The sequence below is a fragment of the Rubrimonas cliftonensis genome (assembly GCF_900107585.1).
GTDB lineage: Bacteria > Pseudomonadota > Alphaproteobacteria > Rhodobacterales > Rhodobacteraceae > Rubrimonas > Rubrimonas cliftonensis.
Genome location: NZ_FNQM01000002.1, coordinates 1 through 15,958, shown reverse-complemented (window position 1 = coordinate 15,958; position 15,958 = coordinate 1). Strand labels below are relative to the sequence as shown.

Annotated in this window: 15 protein-coding genes and 2 tRNA genes; 9 read left to right on the top strand and 8 right to left on the bottom strand. The window is 71.0% G+C overall.

Translation table 11 applies throughout. The features are described 5' to 3' along the window. Nucleotides 1–348: 348 nt before the first annotated feature. Nucleotides 349–2,964 carry an HAD-IC family P-type ATPase gene (locus BLW43_RS02825; protein ID WP_093248226.1) on the top strand — a complete coding sequence of 872 codons (2,616 nt, stop codon included), beginning with the start codon at nt 349–351 and terminating at the stop codon, nt 2,962–2,964. 36 nt (nt 2,965–3,000) lie between these two features. Here BLW43_RS02825 and BLW43_RS02820 read toward each other — a convergent pair whose 3' ends face one another. The 6 genes from BLW43_RS02820 to BLW43_RS02795 are packed head-to-tail and all read right to left on the bottom strand — an operon-like array spanning nt 3,001 to nt 8,865. Then, entirely contained in the window at nt 3,001–3,405 is a 405-nt protein-coding gene (locus BLW43_RS02820) for a Na+/H+ antiporter subunit G (RefSeq protein ID WP_093248224.1), read from the bottom strand. After that, on the bottom strand, nt 3,402–3,671 hold the full coding sequence (locus BLW43_RS02815) for a K+/H+ antiporter subunit F (protein ID WP_093248222.1): 270 nt from the start codon (nt 3,669–3,671) through the stop codon (nt 3,402–3,404). Before BLW43_RS02815 ends, BLW43_RS02820 begins: the two co-directional genes overlap by 4 nt. Next, nucleotides 3,668–4,159 (bottom strand): Na+/H+ antiporter subunit E, encoded by a 492-nt coding sequence (locus BLW43_RS02810; protein WP_093248220.1) that lies wholly within the window; start codon nt 4,157–4,159, stop codon nt 3,668–3,670. Before BLW43_RS02810 ends, BLW43_RS02815 begins: the two co-directional genes overlap by 4 nt. Next, complete coding sequence (locus BLW43_RS02805) at nt 4,156–5,682, bottom strand: monovalent cation/H+ antiporter subunit D (RefSeq protein ID WP_093248218.1); 1,527 nt, start codon at nt 5,680–5,682, stop codon at nt 4,156–4,158. The genes BLW43_RS02810 and BLW43_RS02805 overlap by 4 nt, the downstream gene beginning before the upstream one ends. Further along, nucleotides 5,679–6,014, bottom strand: coding sequence for a Na+/H+ antiporter subunit C (locus tag BLW43_RS02800; RefSeq protein WP_093248216.1), 336 nt, complete (start codon nt 6,012–6,014; stop codon nt 5,679–5,681). The genes BLW43_RS02805 and BLW43_RS02800 overlap by 4 nt, the downstream gene beginning before the upstream one ends. 1 nt (nt 6,015) lies before the next feature. Then, nucleotides 6,016–8,865: a monovalent cation/H+ antiporter subunit A gene (locus tag BLW43_RS02795; protein ID WP_093248214.1), complete on the bottom strand. Its 2,850-nt coding sequence runs from the start codon at nt 8,863–8,865 to the stop codon at nt 6,016–6,018. A gap of 299 nt (nt 8,866–9,164) precedes the next feature. Between BLW43_RS02795 and phnD the strand changes: the two genes are divergently transcribed. The 4 genes from phnD to phnE (BLW43_RS02775) all read left to right on the top strand — a co-directional run bounded on the left by phnD (nt 9,165) and on the right by phnE (BLW43_RS02775) (nt 12,650). Then, nucleotides 9,165–10,115: a phosphate/phosphite/phosphonate ABC transporter substrate-binding protein gene (gene phnD, locus BLW43_RS02790; RefSeq protein ID WP_093248212.1), complete on the top strand. Its 951-nt coding sequence runs from the start codon at nt 9,165–9,167 to the stop codon at nt 10,113–10,115. Between the two features lie 90 nt (nt 10,116–10,205). Then, nucleotides 10,206–11,024 carry a phosphonate ABC transporter ATP-binding protein gene (phnC, locus tag BLW43_RS02785; RefSeq protein ID WP_093248210.1) on the top strand — a complete coding sequence of 273 codons (819 nt, stop codon included), beginning with the start codon at nt 10,206–10,208 and terminating at the stop codon, nt 11,022–11,024. A gap of 44 nt (nt 11,025–11,068) precedes the next feature. After that, nucleotides 11,069–11,830 carry a phosphonate ABC transporter, permease protein PhnE gene (phnE, locus tag BLW43_RS02780; RefSeq protein ID WP_245730899.1) on the top strand — a complete coding sequence of 254 codons (762 nt, stop codon included), beginning with the start codon at nt 11,069–11,071 and terminating at the stop codon, nt 11,828–11,830. Between the two features lies 1 nt (nt 11,831). Beyond that, complete coding sequence (gene phnE, locus BLW43_RS02775) at nt 11,832–12,650, top strand: phosphonate ABC transporter, permease protein PhnE (protein WP_093248206.1); 819 nt, start codon at nt 11,832–11,834, stop codon at nt 12,648–12,650. A gap of 96 nt (nt 12,651–12,746) precedes the next feature. Here the strand turns inward: phnE (BLW43_RS02775) and BLW43_RS02770 are convergent. Continuing rightward, nucleotides 12,747–12,821, bottom strand: a tRNA-Thr gene (locus BLW43_RS02770). Nucleotides 12,822–12,925: 104 nt separating this feature from the next. Further along, entirely contained in the window at nt 12,926–13,789 is an 864-nt protein-coding gene (locus BLW43_RS02765) for an N-formylglutamate amidohydrolase (protein ID WP_093248204.1), read from the bottom strand. A gap of 157 nt (nt 13,790–13,946) precedes the next feature. Between BLW43_RS02765 and BLW43_RS02760 the strand changes: the two genes are divergently transcribed. From BLW43_RS02760 to BLW43_RS02745, 4 genes are all read left to right on the top strand, one after another. Next, nucleotides 13,947–14,021, top strand: a tRNA-Val gene (locus BLW43_RS02760). Between the two features lie 142 nt (nt 14,022–14,163). Beyond that, nucleotides 14,164–14,733, top strand: a complete 570-nt coding sequence (locus tag BLW43_RS02755) for a Uma2 family endonuclease (RefSeq protein ID WP_093248202.1) — start codon at nt 14,164–14,166, stop codon at nt 14,731–14,733. Nucleotides 14,734–14,920: 187 nt separating this feature from the next. Continuing rightward, nucleotides 14,921–15,148: an AbrB/MazE/SpoVT family DNA-binding domain-containing protein gene (locus BLW43_RS02750; RefSeq protein ID WP_093248201.1), complete on the top strand. Its 228-nt coding sequence runs from the start codon at nt 14,921–14,923 to the stop codon at nt 15,146–15,148. Further along, on the top strand, nt 15,138–15,533 hold the full coding sequence (locus BLW43_RS02745) for a PIN domain-containing protein (protein ID WP_093248200.1): 396 nt from the start codon (nt 15,138–15,140) through the stop codon (nt 15,531–15,533). Before BLW43_RS02750 ends, BLW43_RS02745 begins: the two co-directional genes overlap by 11 nt. The last annotated feature ends 425 nt before the right edge of the window (nt 15,534–15,958 follow it).

The following is a 15,958-nucleotide window of genomic DNA, read 5'->3' as shown; positions in this document are numbered from 1 at the left end:
CTGAGAAGCGCAGGTCCGGGAAGCACGGGCCTGGAGGGGCGGCGTCATGGCGACGAACGCCCCGCCGGCCCCTCCGCCCCCTGCTACTCGCCCGCCCGACGGCCCGCCGCATTCATGACCGGCGCGGCGTCGCGGCGGAGCAGGCGCGTCCCCGCAAGACCGCGGGCGTGCGGGTCCGGCGGGGCCTGCCCGCCGCCTGGGGCGCCGCCGCCGGAACATGTCGCCGCACGCCCGGCGCGGCGCTTGCGACGCGGGGCGATTCCACCTTGTGTTGCGCGCGAGGCGCGGTCGTCCCCCGCGACGGGCCGCGCCGCGACCGGACAGGCCGCGGACGAAGGATGGCAGCCCATGCATCTGACCGATGCGCACAGCCGCACGCCCGAAGACTGCCTGGCGGCGCTCGACGCCGCGCCCTCGGGCCTGACCAGCGCCGAGGCCGCGCGCCGTCTCGACGCGCTCGGCCCCAACCGACTGCCGGAAACGCGGACCCGCGGGCCCGCGCGCCGCTTTCTCGCGCAGTTCGACAACGTGCTCATCTACGTCCTGCTCGGGGCGGCCGCGGTCACGGCGACGCTGCAGCACTGGGTGGACATGGGCGTGATCATCGCCGTGGTGCTCGCCAACGCCGTCATCGGGTTCGTCCAGGAAGGCAAGGCGGAGGCGGCGATGGCCGCGATCCGCGGCATGCTGGCGCCGCGGGCGGCGACGCTGCGCGACGGCGCCCGCGCCAGCGTGGACGGCGCCGATCTCGTGCCCGGCGACGTCGTGCTGCTGGAGGCGGGCGACAAGGCGCCGGCCGACCTGCGCATCCTGGAGGCGCGCGGCCTCGCGGCGCAGGAGGCCATCCTGACCGGCGAGTCCGTCCCGGTCGACAAGACCCCCGAGCCGGTCGCGGCGGACGCGCCGCTCGGCGACCGGCGCTCGATGCTCTGGTCGGGCACGCTCGTCACACAGGGGACGGCCCGCGGGCTGGTGACGGCGACTGGCGAGACGACCGAGATCGGCCGCATCGGCGGCCTGCTCGCGGGGGTCGAGACGCTCTCGACGCCGCTGGTCGCGCAGATGGACCATTTCGCGCGCTGGCTGTCGCTGCTGATCCTTGCCGTATCGGCGCTGCTGCTGATCTACGGGCATTTCGTCGACCACCGGGATTTCGGCGAGATCTTCATGGTGGTGGTCGGGGTGGCGGTCGCCGCGATCCCCGAGGGGCTGCCCGCGGTCATGACCATCACGCTCGCCATCGGGGTGCAGGCGATGGCGCGGCGCAACGCGATCGTCCGCCGACTGCCCGCGATCGAGGCGATCGGCTCGGTCTCGGTCATCTGCACCGACAAGACCGGCACCCTGACCCGCAACGAGATGGTCGTCGCGGCGGTCGAGACGCCGGAGGGGGCCTTCGAGGTCTCGGGTGAAGGCTACGCGCCGGAGGGGGCCGTGACGCCCGCCGGAGACCTGGCGCGGCTGAGCGCGGCGGCGGCGCTCTGCAACGATGCGGCGCTGCGGCTTCGCGACGGCGTCTGGACCGTCGAGGGCGACCCGATGGAGGGCGCGCTCAGGGCGTTCGCCGCCAAGGTCTCGCCGGAAATCACGGCCCGGCGCATCGACGCCGTGCCCTTCGACAGCCGCCACCGGTTCATGGCGGTGCTGACCGACGGCGAGGAGGGCCGCGTCGTTCGGCTCAAGGGCGCGCCCGAGCGCGTGCTCGGCATGTGCCCCGACACCGACCACGCCGCGTGGACGGCGCGCGCGGAGGCGATGGCGCGCCGGGGGCTGCGGGTGCTGGCGCTGGCGGAGCGCGCCCAGCCCGGCCCGCGGATCGACGAGGCGGCGCTGGAGGGCGGGATGGTCTTTCTCGGCCTCGTCGGCCTGATCGATCCGCCGCGGCCCGAGGCGGTCGCGGCGATCGCGGAGTGCCGGGCGGCGGGCGTCCGCGTCAAGATGATCACCGGCGACCATGCCGGCACCGCCGCCGCCATCGCCGCACAGATCGGGCTGGAGAACCCCGCCCGCGTGATGACCGGCGCCGACATCGACCGGCTCGACGACGCCGCGCTGGCCCTTCAGGTCGCGGGCGTGGACGTGTTCGCCCGCACCAGCCCGGAGCACAAGCTGCGCCTCGTCGCGGCGCTGCAGTCCAACGGCCTCTCTGTCGCCATGACCGGCGACGGCGTGAACGACGCGCCGGCGCTGAAACGGGCCGACGCGGGCGTTGCGATGGGGCTGAAGGGGTCCGAGGCGGCGAAGGAGGCTGCGGATCTGGTGCTCGCCGACGACAATTTCGCCACCATCGCCGCGGCCGTGCGGGAGGGGCGGACGGTCTACGACAATCTTCGGAAGGTGATCAGCTGGACGCTGCCGACCAATGCGGGCGAGTCGCTGGTGGTGGTGCTCGCGCTGCTGGCGGGGCTGGCGCTGCCGGTGACGGCGGTGCAGATCCTGTGGATCAACCTCATCACCGCGGTCACGCTGGGCGTGGCGCTCGCGTTCGAGCCGAGCGAGCCGGACGCGATGGCCCGACCGCCGCGCCGGCGCGACGCGCCGCTGCTCTCGGCGGAACTCGTCTGGCGCGTCGCGTTCGTGACGGCGCTGTTCATCGCCGCGGTGTTCGGCGTCTTCAGCCATGCGATCGACCGGGGGCATTCGCTGGCGCTCGCACAGACGATGGCGATGAACACGCTGGTCGTGCTGGAGGTGTTCAACCTGTTCGTCATCCGCAACATGCACGGAACCTCGCTGACATGGCGCGCCCTGCGGGCGACGCCGGTCGTCTGGGCCGTGGTCGCGACGGTCGTCGCGGCGCAGTTCGCGGTGACCTATCTGCCGCCGCTGCAGGCGCTGCTCGGCACGCGGCCGGTGCCGTTGGCGGATGGGCTCGTCATCGTCGGGGTCGGCGCGGCGTTCTTCGCCATCGTCGAGATCGAGAAGCAGATCAGACTAGGGCCCCTCCTGACGCGGCCCTCCTGACGCGGCCCTCATCAGACGCCAGGGCCTGCGGCGGCGTCAGCGCGGCGGGTCGCCCCGTCCGCTTTCCGAGGCGTCGGGCGGCGGGTCGTCGTTCGCCCAGCCGCACTCGCGCCCCGTGGGCGGGAGAGGCCGGTCGGCGCCCTCGCGATGCAGCCACGCCTTCGCGATAAGGTTGGCCGAGATCGGCGCGGTGACGAACAGGAACAGCGCGATCAGCAGCTCGTGCCAGCTCGACCGCCCCTCGACCCCCCAGGCGTGGACCATCGCGCCGAGCAGCACGCCGCCGACGCCGAGCGTCGTGGCCTTGGTCGGCGCGTGCAGCCGCATGACGAGATCGGGCAGCTTGACCAGACCGTAGGAGCCGACCAGCCCGAAGACCGCTCCGATGACGATCAGCAGGCTCGCCAGCGCCTCGACGATCGTGACGCCCGCGCCGCTCATTCGATCACGTCCCCGCGCAGGATGAACTTCGTCAGCGCCACCGTCGAGACGAAGCCCACCAGCGAGAGCAGCATGGCCGCCTCGAAGTAGACGGCCGTCGCCTGGCTGACGCCGATCAGGATCACGAGCGCGATGCCGTTGATCACCATGGTGTCGAGCGCGAGGATCCGGTCCGCCGCGCTCGGCCCCTGCGCGAGCCGCCAGAGGTTCAGCACGAGCGCCGCGCCGAAGGCGAGGTAGGCGAAGCCGAGCGCATACTCGATCATGGGAAGATCTCCATCAGGCGTTTCTCATAGCGGAGCTTGATCTCGTCGCGCACCGCGTCGGGGTCCGGCGCGTCGAGCACATGGACGAGCAGGCTCCGCCCGTCCGCGGACAGGTCGCATGAGACGGTGCCGGGCGTCATCGTGATCGCGCCGGCAAGCAGCGTGATCGCCTCGGGCTGGCGCAGCTCCAGCGGCACGGCGAAGAAGGCGGGCCTCAGCGACGCGTTGGTGTGGAAGATGATGAGTCGGGCGACGGCGATGTTCGCAGCGACGACGTCGCGCAGCACCAGCGCCACGAAGCCCGCGAGGCCCCAGCCGCGCGTCAAGCGCGGTCTGCCCGGCCAGTAGGGCGCCGTCAGCAGCGGCACGACGACCCCGAGCGCGGCCCCGAGAACGAGCGCCCCGAGGCTGACCTCGTTCACCAGCATCATCCACACCAGCATGAGCGTCACGCTCAGGCGCGGGTGCGGAAACAGGCGGTCGGTCATGGCAGGGCCCTCGCGGCGACGGTCTGGGCGCCCAGCACGGCGTCGACATAGTCCTGCGGCGCGTGCAGTTGCGCCGCCGCGGCCTCCATGTAGCCGGTGACCGGCCCCGCCCAGACGGTCAGCGCCGCCAGCGCGGCGAGCGCCGCGCCGGTCGCCCACAGCGGCGCGTTCGCAGGTTTCGAAAGCCCCTCGGCCGGCTCGCCCTCGACGCGCCAGAAGAGGACCGAGCCGGCGCGCGCGAAGCCGACGACCATCACCAGCGACCCGGTGAGCACCACCGCCCAGATCCACCAGACTGCGGGGTCGGCGCGGGCGGCGTCCAGCACCATGAGCTTGCCGAGGAAGCCGCCGAGCGGCGGCAGCCCGGCCATGGCGATGGCCGCCACCATGAAGAACCCGCCGACGAGCTCGCCGTGGCGCATCTGCGGCGCCGGGGCGATGCGGTCGCCGCGCGTCCGCCGCTCCGACACCAGCTCCACGATCAGGAACAGCGCCGCCGCGGCCAGCGTGGAGTGCGCCATGTAGAACATCGCCGCCGCCGCCGAGCGCTCGGTGAAGAGCCCCACGCCCGCCATCACCGTGCCCATGGAGGCGACCACCGAGAAGCAAACGAGCGCGCCGAGCCGCCGCGCGCCCAGCACGCCGACGGCGCCGACGGCCAACGTGACCAGCGCCGCGGGGATCAGCCAGTCGGCCGCCAGCCAGGCGGAAGAGCCGGCCTCCGCCCCGAAGATCAGGGTGTAGACCCGCAGGACCGAATAGGCGCCGACCTTGGTCATGACCGCAAACAGCGCGGCGGAGGGCGCGGGCGCGGCGGCGTAGGCGGTGGGCAGCCAGAAATGCAGGGGCACGAGCGCGGCCTTGAGCGCGAACACCGCCAGCAGCAGCAGCCCGCCCACGCGCAGCAGATCGGCGTTCTCGGCCGTCGCGGACCCCGCCTTCACCGCAAGATCGGCCATGTTGAGCGTGCCCGTCGCCGCGTAGATCGCGCCGACGGCGAACAGGAACAGCGTAGATCCGGCGAGGTTGGCGACGATGTAGTGCACGCCGGCCTTCAGCCGCGCGGCGCCGCCGCCATGCAGCATCAGCCCGTAGGAGGCGATCAGCAGCACCTCGAAGAACACGAACAGGTTGAACAGGTCGCCGGTCAGGAACGCGCCGCACAGGCCCATGAGCTGGAACTGCAGCAGCGCATGGAAGTGCCGGCCGCGCGTGTCCCACCCCGAACCGGCGGCGTAGCCGGCCACGCCGAGCCCGAGCAGCGCCGTCAGCAGCACCATCATCGCCGACAGCCGGTCGAGCACCAGGACGATGCCGAAGGGCGCCGGCCAGTCGCCCAGCAGATAGGCCTGCGGCGGCCCCTCCCCCGCCATCGCGATCAGCCCGACCGCAAGGCCGAGCAGCCCGGCGCAGGCGGCCAGCGACGCGACGCGCTGCAGCAGCAGGTCGTAGCGCAGCGCGAGCACGATCAGCGGCGCGACGAGCGCGGGCAGGACGATCGGCGCGATGATCCAGTGATTCACGGCCGGTCCTCCGGGTCGAGGTTCACCGCGTCGTCGCTGGTCTCGAGATAGGCGCGCAGCATCAGCATCACGATGAGCGCGGTCATGCCGAAGGAGATCACGATGGCCGTCAGCACGAGCGCCTGCGGGATCGGGTCGACCACGCCCGCCGCGCTGGCGCCGAGGATCGGCGGCTGGTTCACCGCGAGCCGGCCGGTGGCGAACAGGAAGGTGTTGACCGCATAGGACAGCATCGCCGTGCCGATCACCACGGGGAAGCTGCGCAGCCTCAGGATCAGGTAGACGCCGGACGCGGTGAGCGCCCCGATGGCGGTTGCGACGAGAAGCTCCATTTCAGCCTTTCTCCTGCGCGGTGCGCGGCTCGGCGGACGGATCGACGTCCATCGGCTCGTCGGGGCCCGGCTGCTCGGCGAAGCGCGCCACGCGCGACAGGTTCTCCAGCGCGAGCAGGACCGCGCCGACCACGGTGAGGAACACGCCGAGGTCGAACGCCATGGCGGTGGCGAGTTCGAACTTCTCCAGCGGCGGCAGCGTGACGTAGCCGTAGGCGCTCGTCAGGAACGGGCGGTCCGCAAGCCAGGCGCCGGCGCCGGTGAGGCCCGCGACGAGCACGCCCAGCCCGATCATCCCGTGATGGTCCATCGGGCGGCGCTGGGCGGTCCATGCGTAGCCCGAGGCGACGTACTGCATCACCAGCGCGATCGCCACCACGAGGCCGGCGATGAAGCCGCCGCCGGGCTGGTTGTGGCCGCGCAGCAGGATGAACAGGCCCACCACCAGCGAGACCGGCAGCAGGAATCGCGTCGCGACGACCAGCATCATCGGATGCCGGTCCTTCGAGCGCTCCTGGTCCGGCACCCAGGAGATCACGCGCCCCAGGCTCGGCCCGCGCAGCGCGCCGTCGAGCAGCGCGTAGATGCCCAGCGCGGCGATCGCCAGCACGATGATCTCGCCGAAGGTGTCGAAGCCGCGGAAGTCCACGAGGATGACGTTGACGACGTTGGTGCCGCCGCCGCCGGGGTAGGACTGGGCGACGTGGAACTCCGAGATCGTCGGGCCGTCGCGAGTCATCACCGCGTAGGAGAGCGCGGCGGCCCCGAGACCCGCGACGAGCGCGAGGCCGGCCTGGGCCGTCCTGAGCATCGGGCCCGTCTCGTCGGGCGAGTCCTTCGGCAGGAAGTTCAGCGCCAGCAGCATCAGCACCGTGGTCACGACCTCGACCGATATCTGCGTGAGCGCGAGGTCGGGCGCCGAGAGGTAGACGAAGCCCAGCGACACCACGAGCCCGACGACGCTGGTCAGCAGCACCATCATCAGCCGGTCATGGTGCATCCGCGCGGCGGCGAGGCATGTGCCGATCAGCAGCGCCCAGGGCGCGAGCGCGATAAGCGGCGGCGTCAGCGTCTCGCGCGAGCCCGCCAGCGCGCCCTCGCCCCACCCCGCGAAGCCCATCGCCAGCAGCGCGACGCAGAGCGCGCCCAGCGCCCTCGGCAGGGTTCCCGCATGAAGCGCCGAGGTGCCGCGCTCGGCCAGCGCCGCCAGCAGCGCGATCAGGGCGTCGAAGACGGGCTTGGCGGCGAAGACCCCGGCGCGGCGCCAGCGCGCCACCGCATCGGCGTAGCGGGCGAGCAGCAGGTAGCCGCCGACGAGCGCGACGGCGCTCATGGCCAGCGCGAGCGTCAGGCCGTGCCAGATCTTGAGCTTTACCGGCTCCGCCGCGCCGCCGGTCACGGCGTCGGCGACGAGATTGACCAGACCGCCGGCGACCATGGCCGGCGCAAGGCCGATCGCGACGACGCCCGCGACCAGAAGCGCCGGCGCGGCGAGCAGGCCGGGGCCGGGGTCATGCGGCGCGGCGGGATAGTCGTCGCGCTGCGGCCCGAGAAAGACATGCCCGATCAGGCGGAACGAGTAGGCCGCGGAGAACAGCGCGCCGACCGTCGCCAGCAGCGGGATCGGCCAGCCGAGGCCGAGCCACGGGGTATGGACCGCCTCCTCCAGCATCATCTCCTTGGAGAGGAAGCCGTTGAGCAGCGGCGCGCCCGCCATCGACAGCGCGGCGATCGTCGCCACCCAGAACGTCGCGGGCATGAGACGCCGCAGCCCGCCGAGCCGGCGGATGTCGCGGGTGTGCGCGGCGTGGTCGACGATGCCGGCGGACATGAACAGCGCGGCCTTGAACGTCGCATGGTTGAGGATGTGGAACACGGCCGCGGTCGCCGCCATCGGCGTGCCGAAGCCCAGCAGCATGGTGATCAGCCCCAGATGGCTGACGGTCGAGAACGCCAGCAGCGCCTTGAGGTCGTCCTTGAAGAGCGCGATCACCGCCGCGATCACCATGGTGACGAGCCCGGTGGTCGAGACGATGTAGAACCATTCCGGCGTGCCCGAGAGCGCCGGCCAGAGGCGCGCCATGAGGAAGATGCCGGCCTTCACCATGGTCGCGGAGTGCAGATACGCCGAGACCGGCGTCGGCGCCGCCATGGCGTGCGGCAGCCAGAAATGGAACGGAAACTGCGCCGACTTGGTGAAGCATCCCAGCAGGATCAGCAGCAGCGCCGGCAGGTAGAGCGGCGAGGCCTGGATCGCCTCGCCCTTGGTCAGGATCACGCTCAGGTCGTAGGAGCCGGCGATGTCGCCGAGGATCAGCATCCCGCCGATCATCGCCAGCCCGCCCATGCCGGTGACGGCCAGCGCCATGCGCGCGCCCTGCCGCCCCTCGGGCGCATGGCGCCAGTAGCCGATCAGCAGGAACGAGCTGAGCGAGGTCAGCTCCCAGAAGATCAGCAGCATCAGCACGTTGTCGCTGAGCACGATGCCGACCATCGCGCCCTGGAACAGCAGCAGATAGCTGTAGAAGCGGCCCATCGGGTCGTCGCGGTCGAGATAGAACCGCGCATAGAGAATCACGAGCAGACCGATTCCGAGAATCAGCCCGGCGAAGAACAGGCCGAGGCCGTCGAGCATGAACGTCGCGTTCAGGCCGAGCCCCGGCATCCAGTCGACGCGCTGCAACAGCACCTCGCCGCGCCACACCGCCGGCGCCTCCACCAGCAGCAGGATGAGCGCGAACAGCGTGACGCCGCCGGCCGTGACGGCGCAGGCGTTGCGCCCGGTGCGGATCATCAGGGCGGGCAGCAGCGCCCCCAGGAAAGGCGTCAGGGCGATCAGCGCGAGGGTCATGCCGGTCCAGTCATCATGCGTGGCCTACATCGAAGCCCGGAGCCGGGCGACCAAAGCATATCGGCTGCTCCGGGAAAAGGAACGTAGGCCGTGGCCGACCTTGCGACGTGGCGCACGCGGCCACCCGACGCGCGCCCCCGCGGCGCCGTCGCGCCGGCTGGGCGGCGGCTGCGATCGCATCGGCGGATGACAAGCGCGCGAGGCGCGGCGCCAGTCGTGAAACCGTCACGGTTTCGTAACGCAAGCGTCGGCGAGCGCCCCTAGTTACACTGTCGCAACACAGTCATGGGAGCCAACCGATGTCCCGCCTTCTCTCCGCCGTCGCCGGCGTCGCCCTGCTCGCCGCCGCTCCGGCGATGGCCGAATTCAGGCTCGACAGCCGCTACGCCGACGCCGACGGCGACATGATCGCCGACATTCCGACCGATCCGGCGCAGCTCGTCGACCCCGACACGCTCATCTTCGCCTATACGCCCGTCGAGGATCCGGCGGTCTACGCCGAGGCCTGGGCCGACTTCCTGACCCACTTGGAGGAGGTCACGGGCAAGACCGTGCAGTTCTTCCCGGTCCAGTCCAACGCCGCGCAGATCGAGGCGATGCGCGCCGGCCGCCTGCACATCGCGGGCTTCAACACCGGTTCCAACCCGCTGGCCGTCGCCTGCGCCGGCTTCCGCCCGTTCACGATGATGGCGGCCGCCGACGGCAGCTTCGGCTACGAGATGGAGATCATCACCTACCCCGGCTCGGGCGTGGAGACGGTCGAGGACATCAAGGGCAAGCAGCTCGCCTTCACCTCCGAGACGTCGAACTCCGGCTTCAAGGCGCCCTCGGCGATCCTCAAGGCCGACTACGACATGGAGCCGGGCCGCGACTTCGAGGCCGTGTTCTCCGGCAAGCACGACAACTCGATCCTCGGCGTGGCGAACAAGGACTACGCGGCCGCGTCGATCGCGAACTCGGTGCGCAAGCGCATGGAGAGCCGCGAGGTGATCTCCGCCGACCAGATCCGCATCCTGTACACCTCGCAGACCTTCCCGACGACGGGCTACGGCGTGGCGCACAACCTCGCCCCCGAGCTGCAGGAGAAGATCAAGGAGGCGTTCAGCTCGTTCCAGTGGGAGGGCTCGTCGCTGGAGGCGGAGTTCTCGAAATCGGGCGAGGCCCAGTTCATCCCGATCTCCTTCCAGGAGGATTGGGCGGTCATCCGCAAGATCGACGAGGCCAACGGCGTCGCGTACACCTGCCAGTGATCTGACCGCGTTCCGGCGGGGCGCGCGGGTTCCGGCCTCCGCGCCCCGTCTATTTTGTTCCCGTCCGCGTTCCCGGCAGGAGCCCGCCCGATGCTGAGCGTCGAGAACCTCGTCAAGACCTATCGCACGGGCGACAAGGCGCTGAACGCCGTCAGCTTCACGGCGCCCAAGGGGCAGGTGGTGGGACTCATCGGGCCATCGGGCGCCGGCAAGTCCACGCTGATCCGCTGCGTCAACCGGCTCGTCGAGCCGACCTCGGGCAAGGTGCGGCTGGGCGATCTGGACGTGACCGCGCTACCGAGGGGCGCGCTGCGCCGGGCCCGGCGGCGCATCGGCATGATCTTCCAGGAATACGCGCTGATCGAGCGGCTGACCGTGATGGAGAACGTGCTGTCGGGCCGGCTCGGCTACACGTCCTTCTGGCGCAGCTGGCTGCGGCGCTTCCCGCCCGCCGACATCGAGAACGCCTTCCGCCTGCTCGACCGGGTCGGGCTGACCGAGCACGCCGACAAGCGCGCCGACGCGCTGTCTGGCGGCCAGCGCCAGCGCGTCGGCATCGCGCGGGCGCTGGCGCAGGAGCCGGAGCTGCTGCTGGTGGACGAGCCGACCGCCTCGCTCGACCCCAAAACCTCGCGCCAGATCATGCGGCTCATCGTGGAGATCTGCGACGAGCGCGGCCTGCCCGCGATCATCAACATCCACGACGTGGCGCTCGCGCAGCAGTTCGTCGCCCGCATCATCGGCCTGCGCGCGGGCGCGGTTGTTTTCGACGGCCCGCCCGACGCGCTCGACGCCGCCGCCCTCACCCGCATCTACGGCGAGGAGGACTGGACGGCGATGCGCAAGGCCGCCGAGGCGGACCGCGAGGCCGAGCGCGACGAGGCCGAGCGGCTCGCGGGCCTCGCCTGATGCGCGAGACGGCTCATCCCCGCACATGGCGGCGGCCGCCGACCATGGTGAAGGATCCGCGCTGGCGCTGGGCGCTCGCCGTGGGCGCGGCCGTCTATCTCGCGCTGGCGCTGGGCACGCTCGACGTCAACTGGGCGCGGGTGGCCGACGGGCTGGAGCGCGGCGCCCGCTTCATCGGCGGCTTTCTCGCGCCGGATTTCACGACGCGCTGGCGCGACATCAGCCAGGGGCTGACCGAGAGCCTGACCATGACGGTGACCTCGACCGTCGCGGGCGTGCTGATCTCCATTCCCATCGGCGTCGGCGCCGCGCGCAACCTCGCACCGCCGGCGGTGTACTACGTCTGCCGAGCGATCATCGCGCTCAGCCGGTCGCTGCAGGAGATCATCGTCGCGATCCTGCTGGTGGCGATGTTCGGCTTCGGCCCGTTCGCGGGCTTCCTCACGCTGACCTTCGCGACCATCGGCTTCCTGTCGAAGCTGCTGGCGGAGGACATCGAGACCATCGACGAGGCGCAGGCCGAGGCGATCCGCGCCACCGGGGCGAGCTGGCTGCAGCTTGTGACCTGGGGGGTCATGCCGCAGGTCATGCCGCGGCTGGTCGGCCTGTCGCTCTACCGCGTGGACATCAACTTCCGCGAGAGCGCGGTGATCGGCATCGTCGGCGCCGGCGGCATCGGGGCGACGCTCAACACCGCCATCGACCGCTACGAATATGACAGCGCCGGGGCGATCCTGCTGATCATCATCGGCATCGTGATGGCGGCGGAATACGCCTCCAGCCACATCCGCAGATGGGTGCAGTGACATGGCGGTGACGCGGCGCGCCGACGGCGGCTTCGACTGGCGGCTGCGCACGCCGCGCCAGTCGCTGGCGCAGTGGGCGCTTTGGCTGGGGCTGGTCGCGCTGACGGTCTGGTGCTGGGAGGTGATGACGGAGACGACGATCTGGGCCTTCGTCTCGGATGCGCCGCGCCAGGCCGCAGACATCGCCGGCCGGGCCTTCCCGCCGCGCTGGAGCTACATGGAGCGGCTCTGGGGGCCGCTCTGGGACACGCTGAACATCGCCACGCTCGGCACGCTGCTGGGCGTGGCCATCGCGCTGCCGGTGGCGTTCCTCGCGGCGCGCAACACCACGCCGAGCGCGCTGATCCTGCGGCCGGCGGCGCTGTTCGTGATCGTCGCGTCGCGGTCGATCAACTCGCTGATCTGGGCGCTGCTGCTGGTCTCGATCCTCGGCCCCGGGCTGCTGGCCGGCGTCATCGCCATCGCGCTGCGCTCGATCGGCTTCATCGGAAAGCTGCTCTACGAGGCGATCGAGGAGATCGACGCGCGCCAGGTTGAGGCCGTGCAGGCGACCGGCGCCAGCGGGCCGCAGGTGCTGACCTACGCCGTCTGGCCGCAGATCGCGCCGGCGTTCTGGGGCGTCAGCGTCTTCCGCTGGGACATCAACATCCGCGAGTCGGCCGTGCTCGGCCTCGTCGGCGCCGGCGGCCTCGGCCTGCAGCTTTCGGGCTCGCTCAACACGCTGGCCTGGCCGCAGGTGACGATGATCATCATCGTGATCCTCGCCGCCGTGGTCGCCAGCGAATGGGTGAGCGCGAAGGTGCGCCACGCGATCATCTGAGCCGACGGCGCCGGCGACGCGCGCCGGGCACTGGCGAGGGCGCCCGTCCGAGCGGGCCGCGCGGCCTCCGAAGCCCTGCTCATGGTCGGCGAGTAATGGTGCTGCGAGAGAGGATTGAACTCTCGACCTCTCCCTTACCAAGGGAGTGCTCTACCACTGAGCTACCGCAGCCCGCCCGCTCCCGGCGAGCCGGGACGAGGCGCGGCGAGGGGTGCAGGCCCCCGTCTTCGCGCCGCCGTCCGGATAAGGCGGCGGTGTCGGGAATGCAAGGGGGCTCACTCCGCCGCGAGCGGCGCCGCCTCCGTCGCCGCGTCGCAGAGCGCGGCCACAACGGGCGCGAGGGCGCGGCGCAGCGCCTCGAAGCCAGGCCCCTTCTGCACGCGCTTCTCGTCGAGATAGAGCGCGCGGTCGATCTCGATCTGCACAGCGTGCCAGCCCTGGTTCGGGCGGCCGTAGCGCTGGGTGATGTAGCCGCCCGCGAAGGGCGTGTTGCGCGCGACCGCAAAACCCGCCGCCTCGAAGGCCTGCTGGGCGCGGACCATGGCCCATTCCGCCGCGGAGGCGCCGAAGCGATCGCCGAGCACCACGTCGGGCCTGCGGCCCTTGACGCGCGGGGCGGCGCGCAGGGCGTCCGACGGCATGGAGTGGCAGTCGAACAGGAGCGCCGCGCCATGGGCCGCCCGCGCCCGCGCCATCAGGCCGGCCAGCGCCTCGTGATAGGGACGGTGGCAGGCGGCGAGCCGCTCCTGCGCCTCGGCCTCGGAGATCTTGCCCCAGTAGATCGCCCGCCCCTCGGCCACGACGCGGGGTATCACGCCGAGCCCGGCGGCGATTCGCGGGTTGAGGCCAGTGGTCCGCACGCCTTCGACCACCGCGGGGTCCAACTCCTCCGGCGCGCGGTTGAGGTCGACATAGGCGCGCGGGGCCTGCGCCCGCAGCAGCGGCGCGCCGAAGAAGGGCGCATCCGCAAAGAGTTCGTCCACGAAGGCGTCCTCGGAGGCGCGCAGTTCGACCCGCCCGAGCCGCGCCTCGCGGACGAAGCGTTCGGGGTAGCGCCGCCCGGAATGCGGCGAACTGAACACCGCCCGCGAAAGCGGCGCGCGCGGCTGGTCCAGCAGGTAGGCGTCTGCGACGTTCATGGGTGCAAGTGTAGCGGCGGAGCGGCCGGCGCCTAGCGCAACCCGTCATCGCTCCGTTGAAATGGCGGCCGAACTCCTCCCGACGAAGCGGCTTGCGCAGTCCGCCAAGCGCCACTATACGGCTTCGACGCAAACGCCCGGCGCGTCCGGGCGCGCGGGGCGCGTAGCTCAGTGGGAGAGCACTACGTTGACATCGTAGGGGTCGCTGGTTCAATCCCAGCCGCGCCCACCATATCCTTCAACGGGTTATGGTCCCCTTCGGCAAGCTCTTGGTCAGGTTTTTGGTGACGTATCCCCGGCGTTTCCGCAGCGCGGTTGCAGCTGGTGCGGGAAGGGCACGGGCGTGCTACTTATCGGTCGAAGGGAGGCTCGCGATGAACGTCCAGACGCCCAGCATCAAGCGGCCGGCCACCTATCAGGACGTGCTCGACGCGCCGCCGAACATGGTGGCCGAGTTGATCCGCGGCGCGCTGCACCTCCAGCCGCGGCCGAGGCCGAGGCACAGCCGGGCGATCACGCGATTGGGCGTAAAACTGGGCGGCCCCTTCGACGCTGATGAAGGGGGACCCGGCGGCTGGACAATTCTGATCGAACCGGAGCTTCATCTGGGCGAGGAGGTTCTCGTCCCCGACCTCGCCGGATGGCAACGTGAGCGGCTTCCGAGCCTGCCGGACGATGTCGGGATCACCGTGGGGCCGGACTGGGTCTGCGAAGTGCTGTCGCCAAGCACCCGGACCTACGACCTCACCGAGAAGCGCGACGTCTATCGCGAGCAGGGCGTCGCATGGCTCTGGTTCGTCGACCCTGCGGCGCGCACGCTGGAGGCGTTCGCGCTGAAGGACGGCGCATGGGTGCTGATCGCCGCCCTTCATGACGACGCCGAAGTGCGCGTGGCGCCGTTCGACGCGGTGGGGTTCGCGCTTGGCGCGCTCTGGGCCGACTGACACGGCAGCGGGTCAGCATCATCGGGAAATCTTGGCGTGTGAGAAAGCGCCGACGACTGCCCCCGTCATCGCAGTGCTCTCGATGGCTTAGTATCCCGCTTGGCTCTGGGACCCCTCGCCCAGCCACAGCCTTGCGGATATCCATTGTGATATGTATATCTTTTCTGGGTTGGTCATGGAGGCTGCGATGCAGGTTGCGAAATGGGGAAACTCTCTTGCGGTGCGCCTGCCTTCGGCCCTTGTCCGGGAACTGGGCCTGAAGGAAGGCGACCGGATCGAACTCGTGAAAGATGACGGCGCGGTGAAGCTGCGCCGCCATGCGCGCGCCGACGAGGTTCTCGCGGACCTGCGCCGGTTCCGCGGCAGGCTGCCCGTGACCGCGCGGTTGGGCCGCGACGCCACGCATGAGCGCTGAATTCGCCGACACCAACGTGGTTCTCTACCTGCTGGACGATGGGCCGAAAGCGGACCGCGCCGAGGCGATCCTGGGGCAGGGGCCGCGGATCAGCGTCCAGGTGCTCAACGAGGCGCTGGTGAACTGTCGTCGGAAGGCGGGGCTGAGTTGGGAGGAGACGGGCGCCTTCCTCGCCGGCGTCCGGGCGCTGTGCGCAGTCGAGGATCTGACGCCGCGGACCCATGACGTTGGTCGGGCGCTGGCCGAGCGCTACGGCCTGTCGGTCTACGACGCGATGATCGTCGCAGCCGCGCTGCTGGCCGGCTGCGCCACGCTGTGGAGCGAGGACATGCAGGACGGCCTGCTGGTGGAAGGCCGGCTCCGGATCGCGAACCCCTTCGCCTGACCGGCCGCTGACGGCCCTGATCTGGCTCATCGGTCGCTCTGCGGCGACACACGCGTCGGACAGGGCTCAGCCGTTCACAGGACAGGCGTGCTACCTGGCGCCGGGCAGGGTGCGATCACGGTGTGAGCCACGCCACCTCAGAAGCCGCTGGTTTCTGGCCGACACGTCCGCCATCATGTTCACGGTGGATCGGCGCGGGCGCGGCGCCCCACGAACTGGTTGTCTCAAGAGGGAGGACATTCCCTCTTTCACACGTCCGAAAGCGCATGCTGCGCGGCTGACGCGATCGGCCCACGATCGATCTCACGAGCAGATACACGGCTTGCAGGGGACTCTGTTGAGCAAATCACGGCTGGGCCGGATTTCCCCTTTCCCCGGACGGACTCATCCTATGGCTTCGGTGACGGGTATGCCGAGGGCGGTGA

What these genes read in the sequence shown, in the direction of transcription:
- BLW43_RS02795 (WP_093248214.1), bottom strand. Translation starts at nt 8,865, where the DNA reads ATGACCCTCGCGCTGATCGCCCTGACGCCTTTCCTGGGGGCGCTGCTG.
- phnC (WP_093248210.1), top strand. Translation starts at nt 10,206, where the DNA reads ATGCTGAGCGTCGAGAACCTCGTCAAGACCTATCGCACGGGCGACAAG.
- BLW43_RS02750 (WP_093248201.1), top strand. Translation starts at nt 14,921, where the DNA reads ATGCAGGTTGCGAAATGGGGAAACTCTCTTGCGGTGCGCCTGCCTTCG.
- phnE (WP_245730899.1), top strand. Translation starts at nt 11,069, where the DNA reads ATGGTGAAGGATCCGCGCTGGCGCTGGGCGCTCGCCGTGGGCGCGGCC.
- phnD (WP_093248212.1), top strand. Translation starts at nt 9,165, where the DNA reads ATGTCCCGCCTTCTCTCCGCCGTCGCCGGCGTCGCCCTGCTCGCCGCC.
- BLW43_RS02800 (WP_093248216.1), bottom strand. Translation starts at nt 6,014, where the DNA reads ATGGAGCTTCTCGTCGCAACCGCCATCGGGGCGCTCACCGCGTCCGGC.
- BLW43_RS02810 (WP_093248220.1), bottom strand. Translation starts at nt 4,159, where the DNA reads ATGACCGACCGCCTGTTTCCGCACCCGCGCCTGAGCGTGACGCTCATG.
- BLW43_RS02755 (WP_093248202.1), top strand. Translation starts at nt 14,164, where the DNA reads ATGAACGTCCAGACGCCCAGCATCAAGCGGCCGGCCACCTATCAGGAC.
- BLW43_RS02765 (WP_093248204.1), bottom strand. Translation starts at nt 13,789, where the DNA reads ATGAACGTCGCAGACGCCTACCTGCTGGACCAGCCGCGCGCGCCGCTT.
- BLW43_RS02825 (WP_093248226.1), top strand. Translation starts at nt 349, where the DNA reads ATGCATCTGACCGATGCGCACAGCCGCACGCCCGAAGACTGCCTGGCG.
- BLW43_RS02815 (WP_093248222.1), bottom strand. Translation starts at nt 3,671, where the DNA reads ATGATCGAGTATGCGCTCGGCTTCGCCTACCTCGCCTTCGGCGCGGCG.
- BLW43_RS02820 (WP_093248224.1), bottom strand. Translation starts at nt 3,405, where the DNA reads ATGAGCGGCGCGGGCGTCACGATCGTCGAGGCGCTGGCGAGCCTGCTG.
- phnE (WP_093248206.1), top strand. Translation starts at nt 11,832, where the DNA reads ATGGCGGTGACGCGGCGCGCCGACGGCGGCTTCGACTGGCGGCTGCGC.
- BLW43_RS02745 (WP_093248200.1), top strand. Translation starts at nt 15,138, where the DNA reads ATGAGCGCTGAATTCGCCGACACCAACGTGGTTCTCTACCTGCTGGAC.